17 protein-coding genes and 1 tRNA gene are annotated in these 19,107 nt (G+C 45.3%); 14 read left to right on the top strand and 4 right to left on the bottom strand.

The window, feature by feature from the left end; translation table 11 throughout:
- Nucleotides 1-136 precede the first annotated feature (136 nt).
- Complete coding sequence (gene uvrB / locus OQJ86_RS14370; protein WP_095760643.1) at nt 137-2,167, bottom strand: excinuclease ABC subunit UvrB; 2,031 nt, start codon at nt 2,165-2,167, stop codon at nt 137-139.
- A gap of 559 nt (nt 2,168-2,726) precedes the next feature.
- Here uvrB and OQJ86_RS14365 point away from each other — a divergent pair.
- The 11 genes from OQJ86_RS14365 (at nt 2,727) to OQJ86_RS14315 (ending at nt 13,706) form a co-directional block, all read left to right on the top strand.
- A tRNA-Asn gene (locus OQJ86_RS14365) sits at nt 2,727-2,802 on the top strand.
- Nucleotides 2,803-3,175: 373 nt separating this feature from the next.
- Nucleotides 3,176-5,473, top strand: coding sequence for a formate C-acetyltransferase (gene pflB / locus OQJ86_RS14360; protein WP_265988173.1), 2,298 nt, complete (start codon nt 3,176-3,178; stop codon nt 5,471-5,473).
- A gap of 312 nt (nt 5,474-5,785) precedes the next feature.
- Nucleotides 5,786-6,364 carry an electron transport complex subunit RsxA gene (gene rsxA, locus OQJ86_RS14355; protein WP_005425202.1) on the top strand — a complete coding sequence of 193 codons (579 nt, stop codon included), beginning with the start codon at nt 5,786-5,788 and terminating at the stop codon, nt 6,362-6,364.
- A gap of 3 nt (nt 6,365-6,367) precedes the next feature.
- Entirely contained in the window at nt 6,368-6,961 is a 594-nt protein-coding gene (gene rsxB, locus OQJ86_RS14350; protein WP_005439677.1) for an electron transport complex subunit RsxB, read from the top strand.
- Nucleotides 6,962-6,969: 8 nt separating this feature from the next.
- Complete coding sequence (gene rsxC, locus OQJ86_RS14345) at nt 6,970-9,585, top strand: electron transport complex subunit RsxC (protein WP_265988172.1); 2,616 nt, start codon at nt 6,970-6,972, stop codon at nt 9,583-9,585.
- Nucleotides 9,585-10,631: an electron transport complex subunit RsxD gene (gene rsxD / locus OQJ86_RS14340; RefSeq protein WP_009707287.1), complete on the top strand. Its 1,047-nt coding sequence runs from the start codon at nt 9,585-9,587 to the stop codon at nt 10,629-10,631. The genes rsxC and rsxD overlap by 1 nt, the downstream gene beginning before the upstream one ends.
- 7 nt (nt 10,632-10,638) lie before the next feature.
- On the top strand, nt 10,639-11,277 hold the full coding sequence (gene rsxG / locus OQJ86_RS14335) for an electron transport complex subunit RsxG (RefSeq protein ID WP_005536427.1): 639 nt from the start codon (nt 10,639-10,641) through the stop codon (nt 11,275-11,277).
- The gene (locus OQJ86_RS14330; RefSeq protein ID WP_005439683.1) at nt 11,270-11,962 is read left to right on the top strand and encodes an electron transport complex subunit E; all 693 of its coding nucleotides are present in this window, start codon (nt 11,270-11,272) and stop codon (nt 11,960-11,962) included. The genes rsxG and OQJ86_RS14330 overlap by 8 nt, the downstream gene beginning before the upstream one ends.
- Before the next feature lie 79 nt (nt 11,963-12,041).
- Nucleotides 12,042-12,683 (top strand): endonuclease III, encoded by a 642-nt coding sequence (gene nth, locus OQJ86_RS14325; RefSeq protein ID WP_005439684.1) that lies wholly within the window; start codon nt 12,042-12,044, stop codon nt 12,681-12,683.
- 31 nt (nt 12,684-12,714) lie between these two features.
- Nucleotides 12,715-13,131: a lactoylglutathione lyase gene (gene gloA / locus OQJ86_RS14320; RefSeq protein ID WP_020196364.1), complete on the top strand. Its 417-nt coding sequence runs from the start codon at nt 12,715-12,717 to the stop codon at nt 13,129-13,131.
- Nucleotides 13,132-13,271: 140 nt separating this feature from the next.
- A complete protein-coding gene (locus OQJ86_RS14315) occupies nt 13,272-13,706 on the top strand; it encodes a DUF2753 domain-containing protein (RefSeq protein ID WP_005439686.1) in 435 nt (144 codons plus the stop codon).
- A gap of 112 nt (nt 13,707-13,818) precedes the next feature.
- Here OQJ86_RS14315 and motY read toward each other — a convergent pair whose 3' ends face one another.
- Nucleotides 13,819-14,700, bottom strand: a complete 882-nt coding sequence (motY, locus tag OQJ86_RS14310) for a flagellar protein MotY (protein WP_038881582.1) — start codon at nt 14,698-14,700, stop codon at nt 13,819-13,821.
- Between the two features lie 307 nt (nt 14,701-15,007).
- On the opposite strand from motY, the gene rnt reads away from it, so the two are divergent.
- Complete coding sequence (rnt, locus tag OQJ86_RS14305) at nt 15,008-15,652, top strand: ribonuclease T (protein WP_038869335.1); 645 nt, start codon at nt 15,008-15,010, stop codon at nt 15,650-15,652.
- 28 nt (nt 15,653-15,680) lie between these two features.
- Nucleotides 15,681-17,006: a Na+/H+ antiporter family protein gene (locus tag OQJ86_RS14300; RefSeq protein WP_038869333.1), complete on the top strand. Its 1,326-nt coding sequence runs from the start codon at nt 15,681-15,683 to the stop codon at nt 17,004-17,006.
- Nucleotides 17,007-17,112: 106 nt separating this feature from the next.
- On the opposite strand, the gene OQJ86_RS14295 is transcribed toward OQJ86_RS14300, so the two are convergent.
- Nucleotides 17,113-17,742, bottom strand: a complete 630-nt coding sequence (locus OQJ86_RS14295; RefSeq protein WP_039974569.1) for a DsbA family protein — start codon at nt 17,740-17,742, stop codon at nt 17,113-17,115.
- 75 nt (nt 17,743-17,817) lie between these two features.
- Complete coding sequence (locus OQJ86_RS14290; RefSeq protein ID WP_038869223.1) at nt 17,818-18,153, bottom strand: Grx4 family monothiol glutaredoxin; 336 nt, start codon at nt 18,151-18,153, stop codon at nt 17,818-17,820.
- Between the two features lie 242 nt (nt 18,154-18,395).
- On the opposite strand from OQJ86_RS14290, the gene sodB reads away from it, so the two are divergent.
- Nucleotides 18,396-18,980 (top strand): superoxide dismutase [Fe], encoded by a 585-nt coding sequence (gene sodB / locus OQJ86_RS14285; protein WP_265988170.1) that lies wholly within the window; start codon nt 18,396-18,398, stop codon nt 18,978-18,980.
- Nucleotides 18,981-19,107: the final 127 nt, after the last annotated feature.

Here is a 19,107-nt window from a genome sequence, read left to right as displayed (position 1 = left end):
GACGTTGTTAGTGAACGATATGTTCACAAAACAAGCCAATAGACCCGACTGCCTATTGGCTTCTTTTTTGTCTGTTTTTTGGGGGAAATATAAAACCCAAATACAAAAGCACTCGGGTTTTGGTAGGCCTAAAGAGTTAACTATTGGCAATAAACTGCGCTCGTAGTTTCTCTATCTCATCGCGTTTTTGTGCGGCCAATTCAAACTCAAGATCTTGAGCATGTTGGTACATCGCAGCTTCTAAACGACTGATCTCTTTTTCCAATTGCTGTGGTGACATCACGTCGTAAGACTGCGAAGGTTCTGCCACCTTAGATAACGGTACCTGCTTGGTATTACGCTGGCGCTTAGATTTAGTAATATCACCCAATTCCATGATGTCTTTGATATTGCGTTTCAGAGACTGAGGCTCAATACCCATCTCTGCGTTGTAAGCTTTCTGTTTCTCACGACGACGATCCGTTTCATCCATTGCTTTTTTCATCGATTTTGTAATCGAGTCTGCATACAAAATCGCTCGACCTTTGATATTTCGTGCCGCACGGCCAATGGTCTGAATCAAAGAACGCTCTGAACGTAAGAAGCCCTCTTTATCCGCATCAAGAATCGCCACCAGTGATACCTCTGGCATATCAAGACCTTCTCGTAACAAGTTGATCCCAACCAGCACATCAAACTCACCCAAACGCAGATCTCGAATGATCTCGACTCGCTCGACAGTATCGATGTCTGAGTGAAGGTAACGCACTCGAACATCATGCTCATGCAGGTATTCCGTTAAGTCTTCTGCCATACGTTTGGTTAGTGTAGTTACCAAAACACGCTCGTCTTTCGCCGCTCTAATTCGAATCTCAGACAACAAGTCATCGACCTGAGTTGCCACTGGGCGAACTTCTAATTCAGGATCAAGCAGACCCGTTGGGCGCACGACTTGATCGGCAATTTCATCTGCAGATTTTTCTAATTCGTAATTGCCTGGAGTTGCCGACACGAAAATAGTTTGTGGTGAGATCGACTCAAATTCCTCAAATTTCATCGGACGATTGTCTAAAGCAGAAGGTAAACGGAAGCCAAATTCCACCAGCGTTTCTTTACGCGAACGGTCGCCTTTATACATGGCACCGATTTGCGGAACCGTCACGTGCGACTCGTCGATGATCAACAAACCATCGTGAGGCAAGTAATCAAATAGTGTCGGTGGCGGCTCACCCTCGGCACGACCACTCAAGTAACGAGAGTAGTTTTCGATACCTGAACAGAAACCCAATTCGTTCATCATCTCAATATCGAATTGAGTACGTTGGCTGATACGCTGTTCTTCCAACAACTTGTTATTGTCTAGTAGTTGTTTCTTACGAACTTCTAACTCAACTTTAATGCTTTCAATTGCATCTAAAATACGCTCGCGTGGCGTAACATAGTGCGTTTTAGGATAAATGGTGTAACGAGGTAAATCGCGTTGCTTTACGACCCCAGTCAATGGATCAAATACGCTAATGCAATCCACTTCATCATCAAACATTTCTACACGTACAGCATCTTGATCTGACTCGGCCGGGAAGATGTCAATCACCTCACCACGAACACGGAACTGACCGCGTTCAAATGCGACGTCATTGCGTGAGTATTGCAACTCTGCAAGGCGGCGTAGCATATCGCGCTGATCAATCACATCACCGCGACGCAGGTGCAACATCATTTGTAGATACGATTCAGGGTCACCCAAACCATAGATAGCCGATACCGACGCGACAATAATGGCATCTTTACGTTCTAGTAGTGCTTTTGTAGCGGACAAACGCATTTGTTCAATGTGCGCGTTAACTGACGCGTCTTTCTCTATGAAGGTATCCGTGGTCGGAACATACGCTTCCGGTTGGTAGTAGTCATAGTACGAAACAAAATACTCCACCGCGTTATTGGGGAAGAAAGACTTCATTTCACCATACAACTGAGCAGCAAGTGTTTTATTGGGTGCGAGTAGAATCGCTGGTCGTTGCGCTTCTGCAATAACATTCGCTAATGTAAATGTTTTACCAGACCCCGTTACACCTAAGAGTGTTTGGTGGGCAAGACCGGAATCTAACCCTTCTAGCAACTGCTTGATGGCTGTTGGTTGATCACCAGATGGTTGATAATCAGAGACCAGTTCATAAACTTTACTCATACCCTTCCTCAAAATTACTGCACTTTGGCTGTATATATATACACCTTCAAAGATGAAATCTACGTCTATCTATGATTTATAGCTCATTACTATTAAATTTTGTGCTTTCTCTACTTTGATCTAGCCTTATTTAACACGTTCTGATATAGTCTTTCGCCCTAGTCGATGAAGCGTCTGCACTCATCACGTTATAATTTCCACAAGTTTTCCCCAAAAAACACAAAAATCATCCTTTATCCCCAAAAGTGTAAATTTTATCCACTTTAATTGATTTCATAGCAAATTTAATAAATCACTGTTTTACTTGACTAATCAGTGAATATTCTCGCGTAAAAATTCACACAAAACACACCCAGTTGCATAACAATGATCTTTACTCAGATCTCATCAACATAGTTATCCACAATTTTGGTGGATAACTAACTCCAGCCCTTTACTGGCAAGGAGTACAAAAAAGTAAAGATGTAAAAACTAACTTTTTTGCTCAAAATGTGTTTTTTGGGTGTTGACAGCTTTGTGGGTGCTCGGTAAGATTCGTCCCGCTTTCAAGCAAAGCAATTCCTCCTTAGCTCAGTTGGTAGAGCGACGGACTGTTAATCCGCAGGTCGCTGGTTCGAGCCCAGCAGGAGGAGCCAAATTCACGAAAAGCCCAGTTGAAAAACTGGGCTTTTTTCGTATCTGCCCTTCTTGAACGTCAACATCAAGATAAGTGCTTTTCGTTTCCTCAGTTCGTATCTTTGTAAGTCAGGCTAACTTAAGCTCTATCGGCAAAGGCTTGTACTATCCATTCGTCCACAAGTTCACTGTATCAACAATAAATTTGCATCTCTCAAGGCAATTTAAATACATAAGATATTGAATTTGATATTAATGCAATTTAATCATTCAAAAAATGAAAAGCATTCATTTTACTCATAGATAGTAAATCCATACGATTGACAGGGTTAAGAATGGTTCCGTCCTACTCGTCGCCTCCATTCTATTTATCAATAATTTAGGGATTTACTAATGACTATTCCGACGACTGATATGCTAGACGCATGGGCTGGATTCACCGCTGGTGAGTGGCAAAACTCTGTCAACACTCGTGACTTCATCCAAAAAAACTACACACCATATGAGGGAGACGAGTCCTTCTTAGCCGAGGTTAGCGAATCCACTTCAGCATTATGGAACCAAGTGCTTGAAGGCATTAAACAAGAAAGCCGCACACACGCTCCTGTTGATTTCGATACCGATCTGCCATCAACGATTACTTCTCACGATGCGGGTTACATCAACAAAGCTCTGGAAAAGATCGTTGGCTTACAAACCGATCAGCCTCTAAAACGTGCAATCATCGCTAATGGTGGTATTCGCATGGTGAAAAACTCGTGCGAAGTTTATGGCCGCGAGTTGGATCCAACGGTTGAAAAGATCTTCACTGAATACCGTAAAACTCACAACAAAGCGTGTTTCGATCTTTACACCAAAGAAATCCTAGCGTGTCGTAAATCAGGCATCATCACTGGCCTTCCTGATGCCTATGGTCGTGGTCGTATTATTGGTGACTACCGTCGTATCACCCTTTACGGTATCGACTTCTTAAAAGCGGACAAAAAAGAGCAATACAACTCGACACAAACGTTCCTAGAGCGCGGTGGTGATCTTGAGAAAACGCTTCGTCTACGTGAAGAAATTGCAGACCAAGTTCAAGCACTTGAAGACATTCGTCAAATGGGTTTGAAATACGGAATTGATATGTCGCTACCTGCAAAAACAGCGCAAGAAGCGATTCAATTTACCTACTTTGGTTACTTGGCGGCAGTTAAGTCTCAAAATGGCGCAGCAATGTCATTGGGTCGTACATCAACTTTCCTAGATGTTTACCTAGAACGTGATATCGCAAATGGCTTGATTGATGAATCACAAGCGCAAGAGATGATCGACCACTTCATCATGAAACTGCGCATGGTTCGCTTCCTTCGTACACCAGAATACGATTCATTGTTCTCTGGAGACCCTATCTGGGCAACAGAAGCAATGGCTGGTATGGGGGTTGATGGCCGTACACTAGTATCTAAGACGACATTCCGATACTTACATACGCTACATACTATGGGTCCTGCTCCTGAACCAAACATGACGATTCTTTGGTCAGAGCAATTACCTGAAGCGTTCAAGCAATACGCGGCAAAAGTGTCAATTGATACCTCTTCTGTTCAATACGAAAACGACGATCTAATGCGTCCTGATTTCGACAATGACGACTACGCGATTGCATGTTGTGTGAGCCCACAGATTGTTGGTCAGCATATGCAGTTCTTTGGTGCACGTGCCAACCTTGCAAAAGCGCTGCTTTACACTATCAATGGTGGTATCGACGAAAAATCGAAAGCGCAAGTGGGTCCGGTAGTAGACAAAGTTCAAGATGAAATTCTCGACTTTGACGCTTTGATGCCACGCTTCGACAACATGTTGGAATGGCTTGCAACACAATACGTGACAGCGTTGAACATCATCCATTACTCGCATGACCGTTACAGCTACGAAGCATCACTGATGGCATTGATGGATCGCGACGTGCACCGCACTATGGCGTGTGGTATTGCAGGTCTGTCTGTTGTCGCTGACTCTTTGGCGGCAATTAAATACGCGACCGTGAAGCCTGTTCGTGATGAAGATGGCATCGCCGTTGATTTTGAAATCGAAGGTGATTATCCAAAATTTGGTAACAACGATGCTCGTGTCGATGACATCGCTTGTGATCTGGTTGAGCGCTTCATGAAGAAAATTCAGAAGATGCACACTTACCGCGAAGCAGTACCAACTCAATCGATCCTAACAATCACATCTAACGTGGTTTACGGCAAAAAAACGGGTAATACACCAGATGGCCGTCGCGCAGGTATGCCTTTTGGCCCGGGTGCAAACCCAATGCACGGTCGCGATGAAAAAGGAGCGGTTGCGTCTTTGGCATCGGTATCTAAACTGCCGTTTGCTTACGCGAAAGATGGTATTTCTTACACCTTCTCAATTGTGCCTAACGCGCTGGGTAAAGATGACTTGAGTCAGAAGAAAAACCTAGCCGCGCTAATGGATGGTTACTTCCATCACGAAGCAAGCAACGAGGGCATTGCGATTGAAGGTGGTCAACACCTTAACGTCAACGTTCTGAACCGAGAGATGTTATTGGATGCGGTTGAACATCCAGAGAAATACCCTCAGTTGACGATTCGAGTGTCCGGCTACGCGGTACGTTTTAACTCGCTAACTCGAGAGCAACAACAAGACGTGATCAGCCGAACGTTTACAGAAAAACTTTAATCGTGAGATTGTAAAATAATCAAAGCTCATGCCTCTAACTTATTAGGGGTATGAGCTTTTGTCGTTTCTGGCAAACCATACGAAGTGATACCAAAACCATCAACAACGCGTGCGTTAAATCAGTGGCGGTAATTGCGTTTTTCTTTGTTAACAACCATTCACCAAACTTTTCAATTTCTTATTAATTCATCCGATCACATCACATACACGTATAATTTTCCATCGGGTGCATAAAACCACACCGTTCTCTGGTTGTTATTGGTGTCACAAAACACGATAATATTGGGATCGGATTTTAAGAACGTAATAACTATGACCGAATATATTTTGTTGTTGGTCGGCACTGTGCTGGTGAACAACTTTGTACTGGTGAAGTTTTTAGGCTTGTGTCCTTTTATGGGCGTGTCTAAAAAACTGGAAACAGCAATTGGCATGGGCTTAGCTACAACTTTTGTACTAACGCTCGCGTCTGTGTGTGCATACTTGGTGGAAAGCTATGTTTTGCGTCCACTGGGCATCGAATATCTACGAACCATGAGCTTTATTTTGGTGATCGCTGTTGTTGTACAGTTCACCGAAATGGTCGTGCACAAAACCAGCCCGACGCTGTATCGTCTGTTGGGTATCTTCCTACCTCTGATCACAACGAACTGTGCGGTTCTAGGTGTTGCTCTACTTAACATCAACGAGAACCACAACTTTATCGAATCGATCATTTACGGTTTTGGCGCAGCGGTTGGCTTCTCTTTGGTACTGATCCTATTTGCGTCAATGCGTGAACGTATTGCCGCTGCTGACGTACCTGTGCCATTTAAAGGCGCATCGATTGCGATGATCACCGCAGGCCTGATGTCTCTTGCCTTTATGGGCTTTACAGGTTTGGTGAAGTAAACGATGAGTACGATTTTAATTGCGATCATCGCTCTTGCTGCCCTCGCCGCTGTATTTGGGGCCATACTTGGTTTTGCATCGATTCGCTTCAAAGTCGAAGCGGACCCGATTGTCGATCAAATCGATTCTATTCTTCCTCAAACTCAGTGTGGCCAATGTGGCTACCCGGGTTGTCGTCCATACGCAGAAGCAATCGCGAATGGCGATAAAATCAATAAATGTCCTCCAGGTGGTCAAGCAACCATTGAAAAACTGGCGGACCTAATGGGCGTTGAAGCGGAAGAGTCGGCACACGATCTCGACAGCAAAGTCAAAACCGTTGCTTTCATTCATGAAGACATGTGTATCGGTTGTACCAAGTGTATTCAAGCGTGTCCTGTCGATGCGATTGTTGGTGGTACTAAAGCCCTTCATACCGTTATCAAAGACGAGTGTACCGGTTGTGACTTGTGCGTTGCGCCTTGTCCAACTGACTGTATTGAAATGATTCCTGTGGAAACTACCACAGAGAGCTGGAAGTGGAAGCTTAACGCTATTCCAGTAGTTAACATTACGGATGCTGCCAATGCAGCGAACGTGACTGATTCAATTAAATAAGGTTTCGTATGTTGTCTTTGATTGAACAAATTCGTACTGGTTCGCTATGGGATTTCCCAGGCGGCGTGCATCCGGCAGAAAACAAAAAGCAATCCAACAAAACTGAATTGGTTCATGCAGCCATTCCGTCGGAAATCGTCCTACCTCTGAAACAACACATCGGTAAAGCAGGTAATCTATTGATCGCTGTTGGTGACACAGTGTTGAAAGGTCAACAGCTAACGGCGTCAGACAGTGGTTTTACTGTTCCTGTTCATGCTCCAACTTCTGGGCAAGTGACAGCTATTGAGCCACGAACCGTCGCTCACCCATCGGGTTTAAGCGAACTGTGCGCAGTGATTACGCCAGATGGTAACGATACTTGGTGTGAGAAAACGCCAGTTGCCGATTACACCCAAGAATCTGCAGATGCGTTAATCGATGTGATTCGCCTTGCTGGTATCTCGGGCATGGGTGGCGCAGGCTTCCCAACGGCTAAGAAGATCCAATCGGGTATAGCGCGTACCGAAATTCTTATCGTCAACGCGGCTGAATGTGAACCTTACATCACCGCCGATGACAAACTCATGCAGGAGCATGCGGACGAACTGATCCAAGGGATCGAGATCGTCGAGCATATCCTTAAGCCAAAACTGACCATCATTGGTATTGAAGATAACAAGCCAGCAGCAATCAAAGCGCTGGAACAAGCGGCGATGAACAAAGACATCGTAATTCGCGTTATCCCAACCAAATACCCTTCTGGTGGTGAGAAGCAGCTCATCAAGATTTTAACCAACAAAGAAGTTCCTAGCGGCGCTATCCCTGCTGATATTGGCATTCTGGTTCAAAACGTTGGTTCTCTCTACTCAATTAAACGTGCAGTGATCGATGGCGAACCTGTGGTAAATCGCATCGTGACTCTGACAGGTAAGACCTTCAAGCAACCACGTAACGTTTGGACGCTACTTGGTACGCCAGTACAAGCACTGTTAGACGAGTTCGGCTACAAATCAGATAAGAAACTGCAGCGCCTGATCATGGGTGGCCCAATGATGGGCTTTACCCTACCCCACGCTCAGGTTCCTATCACTAAAACAGCAAACTGTATTCTGGCACCGAAGCGTCGTGAGATCGCTTCTGACCAATACGAAATGGAATGTATCCGTTGTAGCCAATGTGCGGAAGCGTGCCCTGCCTCGCTATTGCCACAGCAGCTTCAGTGGTATGCGAAAAGCCAAGAATACGAAAAGCTGGAAGAGCTGAACTTAAAAGACTGTATTGAATGTGGCGCGTGTGCGTTTGTGTGTCCGAGTGAAATCCCTCTGGTTCAATACTATCGTCAAGCGAAAGCTGAAATCCGAACACGCGCTCAAGAAGCGGCAGCCGCTGAACGAGCTAAGCTGCGCTTTGAAGAGAAGAAAGCGCGTATGGAACGCGAAAAAGCAGAACGTGAAAATCGCTTTAAGAAAGCCGCGGATGATCGTCGTAAAGACATGAAAGCCTCTGGCGGTGATGATGCGATTGCCGCAGCCATCGCTCGCGTGAAAGCACAAAAAGAGAATACTGAAGCGAAAGCCGAGCCAGCAGTGAAACCAGCGGTTGCTGCCGCGATTGCCAAAGCAAAAGCGAAACAAGCTGCAGCGGCTCAATCTGGCGCAACAGAGCCTGATAACTCAGAAATGGCGAAGCTACGCGAAGAACGCAAACGCCTTGCTCGCGAACGCAAAGTGCAAAAAGAACAAGGCGACGCATCTACGGATAATGCTGACGACAAGAAGTCAGCGGTTGCAGCAGCGATTGCCCGTGCTAAGGCGAAGAAAGCTCAACAAGAAGACGCATCAACACCTACTGAAGCTGGTGATAAGAAAGCAGCCATCGCAGCAGCTATCGCCAGAGCTAAAGCGAAAAAAGCTCAGCAAGAAAGCTCTACTGACTCTGCTGAAACGGAAGCACCTGCTGAACAAGCTGAAGATCCAAAGAAAGCCGCAGTTGCTGCTGCCATTGCTCGCGCTAAGGCACGCAAAGCTCAACAAGAAAGCTCTATTGAATCTGCAGAAACGGAAGCACCTTCTGAACAAGCTGAAGATCCAAAGAAAGCTGCTGTTGCCGCTGCCATTGCTCGTGCTAAAGCGCGTAAAGCCCAGCAAGAAAGCTCTACTGACTCTGCAGAAACGGAAGCACCTGCTGAACAAGCTGAAGATCCAAAGAAAGCAGCAGTTGCCGCTGCCATTGCTCGTGCTAAAGCACGCAAAGCTCAGCAAGAAGCACAAACAGAATCTGTTGAAGAAACGCCTTCTGAAGAGCCAGAAGTGGATCCGAAGAAAGCCGCGGTTGCCGCAGCTATTGCTCGCGCTAAAGCACGCAAAGCTCAGCAAGAAGCACAAACAGAATCTGTTGAAGCGGAAGCTCCTTCTGAAGAACCAGAAGTGGATCCGAAGAAAGCTGCTGTTGCCGCAGCCATTGCTCGTGCCAAAGCACTTAAAGCTCAGCAAGAAGCACAAACAGAATCTGTTGAAGAAACGCCTTCTGAAGAACCAGAAGTGGATCCAAAGAAAGCTGCTGTTGCCGCTGCCATTGCTCGCGCTAAAGCACGTAAAGCTCAGCAAGAAGCGAATAAGAACAATACTGAGGAGAACGAGTAATGTCGTTTTTTATTGCCAGTTCACCACACGCTCACAGCCGTCGCAGCACGCCTGATTTGATGAAATGGGTAGCACTGTGCGCTATTCCTGGCTTAGTGGCTCAAACCTATTTCTTTGGTTGGGGCACCATCATTCAACTTGTGTTCGCTATTGCGGTCGCAGTGTCACTTGAAGCATTAGTCATGCTTGTGCGTAAACGTTCTCCAATGCGTGCGCTGCGTGATAACAGTGCCATCGTGACAGCCTGGCTATTAGCTGTGGCAATCCCACCATGGTCTCCTTGGTGGATCATGGTTATCGGTTTGATTTTTGCCATCGTTATTGCGAAGCACTTATACGGTGGTATTGGTCAAAACCTATTTAACCCAGCGATGGTCGCTTACGTTGTATTGCTTATCTCCTTCCCTGTCCAAATGACAAGTTGGAGTGCACCTGTTTCATTAATGTCTGAGCATGTGACTTTTGCAGACGCGTTGTCTCTGATCTTCACTGGCTATGATTTTGATGGTTTGTCGCTACAACAAGTTCGTGCCGGCGTGGATGGCGTAACAATGGCAACTCCATTAGATGCATTCAAAACCGGTATTCACACTGGTGCTACGCCAAGTGAAGTGCTTTCACAGCCAATGTTTGGTGGGCTTGCGGGTATCGGTTGGCAATGGGTAAACCTAGCTTACTTGGTTGGTGGCCTAGTGATGATCAAGAAACGCATCATCCAATGGTACATTCCTGTTGGTTTCCTAGGTAGCTTGGCACTGTTTAGTACCGTCTTTAGCTTGATCATGCCGGGAGAAACCGCGTCACCAATCTTCCACCTACTTTCAGGTGCAACGATGTTAGGCGCGTTCTTTATCGCAACCGATCCTGTTTCAGCATCAACGACCGTGAAAGGTCGCTTAATTTTCGGTGCTCTCATCGGCGCGTTGGTATTCATTATTCGTAGTTGGGGTGGCTTCCCAGATGGCGTTGCGTTCGCCGTTCTGCTTGCCAATATGTGTGTACCGTTGATCGACTACTACACCAAACCAAGAACTTACGGTCACTGAGGTAAACATGTTAACCGCTATTAGAAAAAATGGTCTGACATTGGCGATCTTCGCCTGTGCAACAACCGGTCTTGTGGCACTGACTCAGTACCTAACAAAAGATCAAATTAAGCTTCAGGAACAAAAGCAATTGCTGTCGGTTCTTAACCAAGTGATTCCGGAAGAAATGCACGACAACAACCTTGTCGCGGCATGTACTATGGTATCTGCACCCGATCTAGGTACGGTTCGCTCGATGCCAACTTACATTGCGACCAAAGATGGCCAACCTACGGCAATGGCAATTGAGTCCATCGCACCAGATGGCTACAACGGTGAAATCAAAATCATTACCGGCATCGATAACCAAGGCAAGATCCTTGGTACCCGTATCCTAAGCCATCAAGAAACGCCGGGATTGGGTGATAAAATTGATTTACGCGTTACGGATTGGATCTTGAGCTTCACCGGTAAGCAAGTGACAGAAAGTAACTGGAATTCTTGGCGAGTTCGTAAAGATGGTGGCGATTTCGATCAGTTTACTGGCGCAACCATTACCCCTCGTGCGGTAGTGAAAGCGGTGAGAAACACAGTAAACTACGTAAATAAGTCTCGTGATGAGATTCTGAATCAGCCCCTAGACTGCGCAGGAGGCAACCATGAGTGAAAATAAACTGCTAATGAAAAACGGCATGTGGAGCAACAACCCTGCCCTAGTGCAACTTCTGGGTTTGTGTCCTCTACTTGCGGTTTCTTCGACCATTACCAACGCCCTTGGTCTGGGTATTGCGACTTTGTTGGTGCTTGTCGGCTCTAACTTGACGGTTTCACTGATTCGTAACTACGTACCAAAAGAAATCCGTATTCCGGTTTTTGTTATGATCATCGCAGCCTTGGTAACTTGTGTTCAACTCTTGATGAACGCTTATGCCTACGGACTGTATCTATCTCTGGGTATCTTCATCCCATTGATCGTAACCAACTGTATTATCATCGGCCGTGCGGAAGCTTACGCATCGAAGAATGATCCATTACCAGCAGCATTGGATGGTTTCTGGATGGGTCTTGGTATGACAACCGTATTAGTTGTACTTGGCGCTATGCGTGAACTTATCGGCAACGGCACCTTATTCGATGGTGCAGACCTATTATTGGGTGACTGGGCTGCGGCACTGCGTATTCAAGTTTTCCACTTCGATAGCAGCTTCTTACTGGCATTATTGCCGCCAGGTGCGTTTATCGGTGTAGGACTTTTGATTGCGTTGAAAAACGTTATCGACAGCTCAATTCAGGAACGTCAGCCGAAAGAAGAAAAACCAGCCATTGAGCGCGCCCGCGTAACTAACGCATAATACAAGAATTCTAAAATCAAGGCTCTACCACTCGTAGGGCCTTTTTCATAAACCGCAAAGACGGGTTTGGAAGTCAGCAATGAACAAAGTCAAAAGAATTGAAATTCTCGAACGACTCAGAGAAAACAATCCCAATCCTCAGACAGAGCTCAACTGGAGCACGCCGTTTGAGTTGCTTATCGCCGTACTGCTTTCTGCGCAGGCGACGGACGTAAGCGTAAACAAGGCAACAGACAAGCTCTACCCTGTTGCGAACACGCCTCAAGGCATTCTTGATTTGGGTGTCGATGGTTTAAAGGAATACATCAAAACCATCGGACTGTTTAATTCAAAAGCCGAAAACACCATCAAGACTTGTAAGATTTTACTAGAGAAGCATAACGGCGAAGTACCAGAAGATCGTGCAGCGCTTGAAGCTTTGCCGGGTGTCGGTCGTAAAACCGCTAACGTGGTACTGAACACCGCCTTCGGTTGGCCAACTATCGCGGTAGATACGCACATCTATCGTGTTTCTAACCGTACAAAGTTTGCGATGGGTAAAACCGTCGATGACGTAGAAGAAAAACTGCTAAAAGTGGTGCCAAAAGAGTTTAAGCTTGATGTACACCACTGGCTGATTCTTCATGGTCGTTACACATGTGTGGCAAGAAAACCGCGCTGTGGTAGCTGCATCATTGAAGATCTCTGTGAATACAAAGAAAAAGTGTACCCAGACGAATAAACCCGTCTGAAACAATCGCTAGGAGCAAATAATGTCAAACGGTCGAATTCTTCACACCATGCTGCGCGTGGGTGATCTAGACAAATCTATCAAGTTTTACACTGAAGTAATGGGCATGCAGCTACTTCGTACCAATGAAAATAAAGAGTACGAATACACGCTAGCATTCCTAGGTTACGGTGATGAGTCTCAGGGTGCCGTCATCGAGCTGACTTACAACTGGGGTACAACCGAGTACGACTTAGGCTCTGCATTTGGCCATATCGCAATTGGCGTAGACGATATCTACTCAACTTGCGATGCAATCAAAGCAGCAGGTGGCAATGTCACTCGTGAAGCCGGCCCAGTAAAAGGTGGTACAACGCACATCGCTTTCGTGAAAGACCCTGATGGCTACATGATCGAGCTGATCCAAAACAAGCAAGCATCAGCAGGTTTAGAGGGCTAAACCCAACCCCCATTCTGAAATGCTGTAAAAGATGACAGGCAGATCTGAGAGCTGCCTGCTCATTTATAAACAAATATCTTTACTTGATAATAATTATCGTTTAGATTTGTTCGCAACATCGATATGTGGGACAAACGATAATGATCAGTGAATGGGAAAAACACACACTTCTAGCCGATACTGCTCTTCAACTAGATGACCCTGTTCGCAGCATTCTTCATTACCAGCAAGCCCTTAGCCTGAGTGAAGATATTAGCGAATGCGTGGAAATAGAAGCTGATGAACGCTTACTAATTTCAGTGATTTCATGCCATAACCTCGCTCAATTTTGGCGCTGGGCTGGCGATACCGAGTATGAACTCAAATATCTGCAACTCGCATCTGAAAAAGTACTCACACTGATTCCTCAGTGCCCAAACAAAGATTGCGCGAGCTTTATTGATTCGATTGGCTGCTGTACAAAAGCACTGATTGATTTTATGAAACGACATCCGAATCCAGCGATTGCAAAACAAGTCGAAAAGATTGATACGGCTACGAATTGCGAAATCATTGCTAAATTTCGCTTAAACTAGCTGAAGTGACATGAAGGTAGCAACACAAGCGCATAAGTACTTTCAACAAGAACACAGTGATATAAAAACGCCAGAGTCTGACTCTGGCGTTTTTATTTGGTTAGCATTTCAATTAAACCTGAGTTCGTCCTAGCGAAATCACCACACGGCGATTCTTATCTTTACCAATTGGTGAGCCATTATCAGCAATTGGTCGACGCTTGCCGTAGCCCTGCACTTGAATACGATCACCCGATAAACCCAGAGATTCGAAATACGCTCTAAGTGACTCTGCTCTTCTTTCTGAAAGACTTTGACTCGCACTCTTGCCATCCGTTGAATCTGTGTAGGTTGCAACAAGGACTAAATCGATATCTTGGTTGTGACGAACATAATCAGCAATTTGAGCCAAACGCTTCTTCGACGCTTTTGTTAGCTGATCGCCCTGCCGCTCGTAATGAAGAATCGTAAAGGCAATATCTTCAAAGCTGTATTTCAACAAGTTGGCAATGCAGTTACTGAAGGCATTGTATTTGCTCTGAAAAAGCACCGAAGACAAGGCAACTTCAATACGTTGGTCACGACTTTGCCAATCTTGGTAGCTAAATGTCGGATAGCGCCCTTTTTCTAGCTCAGACAAAATGCCCCATGCCGTTTGACCACCCACGTAACCATCGAACTGCTTAAAGAACCTAAGATTAGTGATTCGGTCCGCATGCTCTCCCGGACGCCAAGGAGGCGGCATTGAAATCAAACTCACGTTGCGTGTTTCACCCATTGGGCGGCGCATTTTCAGTTCGAAATCCAAATTGATCTTTTTGCTCGCACGAGACGAAAATACCGCGTCACCAAATCCAGGAATAGGATGCACAAGTTGGCATTCCAATGGCGTATTCATCACCATTTCCCATTGTGACTGTTGCGGAGTGGCAACGTAGCGTTTACCCATTGATGCAAAACTATGTGCACTGAGTAAAGATAACGCGACACCACTGGTTACAAGCCATTTATTCATCTAGGTACTATCTCTCAAACGGCACTCTATTGCCGCTTATTCGCCTGAATTAAAAACACGTGAAAGAATGCAAAAATCCCGCCAACATAAAAATAGCAACTTGATAGAAGGACTTAAGGGATGATTTGGCAAGCGCATAAAATGGGAAATAACATCACGAGAATAACAGGTGACCTTCCCCCTTATTTTTAGTTATAAGTCTCACCCAATACGGACGAAACAGAATTCTACATTTATCCAAATTGCGGTTTTTCTCATCGATAGAATCTGCAATAATGCAGCCTTCGTCACACAAAAATAAGCCAACATGACAATAGAAAATGAAGCTCTAACCCTGAAAAAGCGTTTTCGTGGTTATTTTCCAGTGGTAGTTGACGTTGAGACCGCAGGTTTCAATGCTCAAACTGATGCACTTTTAGAAATCTGTGCCGTAACGTTGAGCATGGATGAAAACGGCGATTTGCATCCTGCCTCCACCATTCATTTTCATATCGAACCTTTTGAAGGCGCGAATTTAGAAAAAGAAGCGCTAGAATTCAACGGCATTCGTGACCCTTTTAGCCCACTCCGTGGTGCTGTCTCTGAGCAAGAAGCGCTGAAAGAAATTTATAAGTTGATCCGTAAAGAGCAAAAAGCAGAAGATTGCTCGCGTGCAATCATGGTGGCGCATAACGCGGCTTTCGACTTAAGTTTTGTTAATGCAGCAAACGAACGCTGCAAACTAAAAAGAGTCCCTTTCCATCCATTTGCCACTTTTGATACCGCGACATTAAGTGGACTTGCTTATGGCCAAACTGTTCTGGCTAAAGCATGCAAAACAGCAGGGATGGACTTTGACAATCGTGAAGCACACTCTGCGCTTTACGATACACAAAAAACTGCAGAGCTATTCTGCGGCATCGTAAACAAATGGAAGGCCCTAGGCGGTTGGCCGCTTGTTAGCGAAGAATAATAAATAAACACAACATATTAGGAAAAGTATGAATCCTGTCGTTATATCTGTGTGCGTCATGCTCGTGTTAGCATTGATGCGCGTAAACGTGGTGGTTGCCCTCACGTTTAGTGCCATCGTTGGTGGCCTTGTTGCTGGTATGAGTCTTACCGATACTGTTTCTGCCTTTGAAAGCGGACTCGGCGGCGGTGCAACCATCGCATTAAGCTATGCAATGCTTGGTACATTTGCCGTTGCTATTTCTCGCTCTGGAATTACTGACCTACTTGCTAAAAGCGTTATCAAGCGCCTAAATGGCAAAGAAAGCTCTGCGTCGACTACTGGTCTTAAATACGCAGTATTGGTTGCGCTTGTCCTTGTCACCATGTCATCTCAAAACGTGATTCCGGTACACATCGCCTTTATTCCAATTTTGATTCCACCTCTTTTGGGCGTTTTCGCTAAGCTGAAGCTGGACCGTCGTTTGGTCGCTTGTGTGCTTACCTTCGGTTTGATCACGCCTTATATGATTCTACCAATCGGTTTTGGTGGCATCTTCCTAAACAACATCCTATTGAAGAACTTACATGACAATGGTCTAACCGATGTCGTGGCAAGCCAAGTACCGACAGCAATGCTGTTGCCGGGCGCAGGTATGTTGTTTGGCCTTCTGACGGCAATCTTCTTTAGCTACCGTAAACCTCGGGAATACAAAGAAACTGAACTGACCGTTGTTCAAGAATCTGAAGAGAAGCTAAATAAGAAACACATTTTGGTTGCTGGCTTGGGTATTCTTGCTGCGCTAAGCGTACAGCTATACACGGGCTCAATGATCATCGGTGCACTAGCTGGCTTTATGGTATTCACCTTCGGTGGTGTTATCGCATGGAAAGAGACGCACGATGTGTTCACTAAAGGTGTACACATGATGGCAATGATCGGCTTCATCATGATTGCAGCGGCAGGTTTTGCGGCAGTAATGAAGCAAACTGGCGGCGTTGAAACACTAGTACAATCACTATCAACAAGCATCGGCGATAACAAACCTCTAGCTGCTCTGCTTATGCTGATCGTTGGTCTATTGGTCACTATGGGCATTGGTTCATCGTTCTCTACGATTCCAATCCTTGCAACTATCTATGTCCCGCTATCACTAGCGTTCGGCTTCTCACCAATGGCAACTATCGCACTAGTCGGTACTGCTGCTGCGCTAGGTGATGCAGGCTCTCCAGCTTCTGATTCAACGTTAGGTCCAACATCGGGGCTAAATGCAGATGGCCAACACGAGCACATTTGGGAAACCGTTGTTCCGACATTTATCCACTACAACATTCCACTGATCATCTTCGGTTGGATTGCTGCAATGGTGCTGTAATCGCATCATTTGAATGGATACAATTCGTTACGAAAAAGCCGCTCGAGTGAGCGGCTTTTTGTTAATTTGAATACCTACGAATAACGCTTTAGAGGCATCAATTCAATCATTGAGCGGGCATATTATCAACGATGCGCTCTCGAATAAGCTTTAGCGTCGCCTCAGTCGATAGGTAATCAACTTCAATCGGGAAGTAAGCATCGTTGATTTGCAGTACCAAGCTTGGGTACCCGTTCACACCAAGGCTTTTTGCAAGACTCAACTGATCTTGGAACACGCCTTCTAACAAAGCGCCATCCATATCGTTTTTGAACTGTTGAACGTTCAAACCAATCTCTTTTGCCAATTGCAGGTGCGTTGCTTCTTCGTGAGGAGGAAGAGCTCGCAGGTAGTACGCATGCTGAATTGCTTCTAACATTTGCTCATAAGAATCTTGGAACCCCGCGGCGATAACCGCACGGCATGATTGATATGTACTTCTTACTGGCGTACACAAGGTCCAGAAATCATAATTGAACTTTGTGCCAAGCTGGCGCTCGATCTGCTTCCAAATTTGTTCGATCTTTTGTTGCATTTCTGGAGGCATCGGCAGATTAGTATCTGGCGCAAGGCCACCCACCACATACTCAAACTGAATGACACCCGGCAGCTGTTGTTTCAATTTTTCAATGGTTGGTTTGTAACCCCAACACCAACTGCACATTGGGTCATGTACGTAGTAAAGCTTTATGTTCATTCCACTAACCTAAAAAAGAAAAAGGAGCCAATGCGGCTCCTTTGTATTCTATCGCCAAATTTGAGTATTTACGAATTACTCAGCGTCACCTTCAACGCGTGCTGCCGCTTCTTTGATAAGAGGCTGAAGCTCACCTTTCTGGAACATTTCCAAAATGATGTCACAACCACCGATCAGTTCGCCTTCAATCCATAGTTGTGGGAATGTTGGCCATTGAGCGTATTTTGGTAGCTCAGCACGGATGTCTGGGTTTTGTAGAATGTCTACGTAAGCGAACTTCTCGCCACAAGCCATTAGCGCCTGTGCAGCTTGAGAAGAGAAACCACAGCTAGGCAGTTTCGGTGATCCTTTCATGTACAGCAAGATTGTGTTTTCAGAGATCTGCTGTTTGATTTTATCGATAGTTTCCATCGCTTCCTCATTCATGGATGTGAGCTTTAATTATTGCCACATTTTACTCAATAACCACAGAATAAAAACCATATAATTAGTAAGTCTTTGTGGGTTTTATCTTAAAATATTTTCATATCGGGGTTTTAATAAAGTAAAAACTTGCTAAAATACTTTTCAAGTCAGTCGTAAAGACTACATATAAATAAAAACACTGGAAGCAATCGAAAGGTAACCCTTTCATATCTATGGAGAATTGAGCAATGGCATTTGAACTACCAGCTCTACCTTACGCGAAAGACGCACTAGAACCACACATCTCTGCTGAAACTCTAGATTTCCACCACGGTAAACACCACAACACTTACGTAGTTAAGCTAAACGGTCTTATCCCTGGTACTGAGTTCGAAGGCAAAACCCTAGAAGAAATCATCAAGACTTCTACTGGTGGCGTATTCAATAACGCAGCACAGATCTGGAACCACACGTTCTACTGGCACTGTCTAGCTCCAAACGCGGGCGGCGAACCAACTGGTGCAGTTGCTGAAGCAATCAACGCAGCATTCGGTTCTTTCGAAGAATTCAAAGCGAAGTTCACTGATTCAGCAATCAACAACTTCGGTTCTTCATGGACTTGGCTAGTTAAGAAAGCTGACGGTTCTCTAGAGATCGTTAACACTTCTAACGCTGCAACGCCTCTAACAAAAGAAGGTACTACTCCACTTCTAACTGTTGACCTTTGGGAACACGCGTACTACATCGATTACCGCAACGTACGTCCTGATTACATGAACGGCTTCTGGGCTCTTGTAAACTGGGACTTCGTAGCTGAGAACCTAGCGAAGTAATTTACTTCCCCCTAAGTTCAATTTAGTCATATTTAAAAGCTCGCATTATTGCCTGTCTCTTATACACAAATCCCCAAGCTTGTAGTTTGGGGATTTTTTTTGAACTCTTTCACGTGTGTGCGATCTG

Origin of the sequence: Vibrio sp. Sgm 5 (assembly GCF_026241575.1) — a bacterium.
Lineage (GTDB): Bacteria > Pseudomonadota > Gammaproteobacteria > Enterobacterales > Vibrionaceae > Vibrio > Vibrio jasicida.
The sequence above is the reverse complement of the archived record's forward strand: the minus strand, read 5'-3'. Positions and strand labels throughout refer to the sequence as shown.

Excerpts from the sequence above, each read along its gene's own strand:
- uvrB (WP_095760643.1), bottom strand. The coding sequence starts at position 2,167 with ATGAGTAAAGTTTATGAACTGGTCTCTGATTATCAACCATCTGGTGAT.
- pflB (WP_265988173.1), top strand. The coding sequence starts at position 3,176 with ATGACTATTCCGACGACTGATATGCTAGACGCATGGGCTGGATTCACC.
- rsxA (WP_005425202.1), top strand. The coding sequence starts at position 5,786 with ATGACCGAATATATTTTGTTGTTGGTCGGCACTGTGCTGGTGAACAAC.
- rsxB (WP_005439677.1), top strand. The coding sequence starts at position 6,368 with ATGAGTACGATTTTAATTGCGATCATCGCTCTTGCTGCCCTCGCCGCT.
- rsxC (WP_265988172.1), top strand. The coding sequence starts at position 6,970 with ATGTTGTCTTTGATTGAACAAATTCGTACTGGTTCGCTATGGGATTTC.
- rsxD (WP_009707287.1), top strand. The coding sequence starts at position 9,585 with ATGTCGTTTTTTATTGCCAGTTCACCACACGCTCACAGCCGTCGCAGC.
- rsxG (WP_005536427.1), top strand. The coding sequence starts at position 10,639 with ATGTTAACCGCTATTAGAAAAAATGGTCTGACATTGGCGATCTTCGCC.
- OQJ86_RS14330 (WP_005439683.1), top strand. The coding sequence starts at position 11,270 with ATGAGTGAAAATAAACTGCTAATGAAAAACGGCATGTGGAGCAACAAC.
- nth (WP_005439684.1), top strand. The coding sequence starts at position 12,042 with ATGAACAAAGTCAAAAGAATTGAAATTCTCGAACGACTCAGAGAAAAC.
- gloA (WP_020196364.1), top strand. The coding sequence starts at position 12,715 with ATGTCAAACGGTCGAATTCTTCACACCATGCTGCGCGTGGGTGATCTA.
- OQJ86_RS14315 (WP_005439686.1), top strand. The coding sequence starts at position 13,272 with ATGATCAGTGAATGGGAAAAACACACACTTCTAGCCGATACTGCTCTT.
- motY (WP_038881582.1), bottom strand. The coding sequence starts at position 14,700 with ATGAATAAATGGCTTGTAACCAGTGGTGTCGCGTTATCTTTACTCAGT.
- rnt (WP_038869335.1), top strand. The coding sequence starts at position 15,008 with ATGACAATAGAAAATGAAGCTCTAACCCTGAAAAAGCGTTTTCGTGGT.
- OQJ86_RS14300 (WP_038869333.1), top strand. The coding sequence starts at position 15,681 with ATGAATCCTGTCGTTATATCTGTGTGCGTCATGCTCGTGTTAGCATTG.
- OQJ86_RS14295 (WP_039974569.1), bottom strand. The coding sequence starts at position 17,742 with ATGAACATAAAGCTTTACTACGTACATGACCCAATGTGCAGTTGGTGT.
- OQJ86_RS14290 (WP_038869223.1), bottom strand. The coding sequence starts at position 18,153 with ATGGAAACTATCGATAAAATCAAACAGCAGATCTCTGAAAACACAATC.
- sodB (WP_265988170.1), top strand. The coding sequence starts at position 18,396 with ATGGCATTTGAACTACCAGCTCTACCTTACGCGAAAGACGCACTAGAA.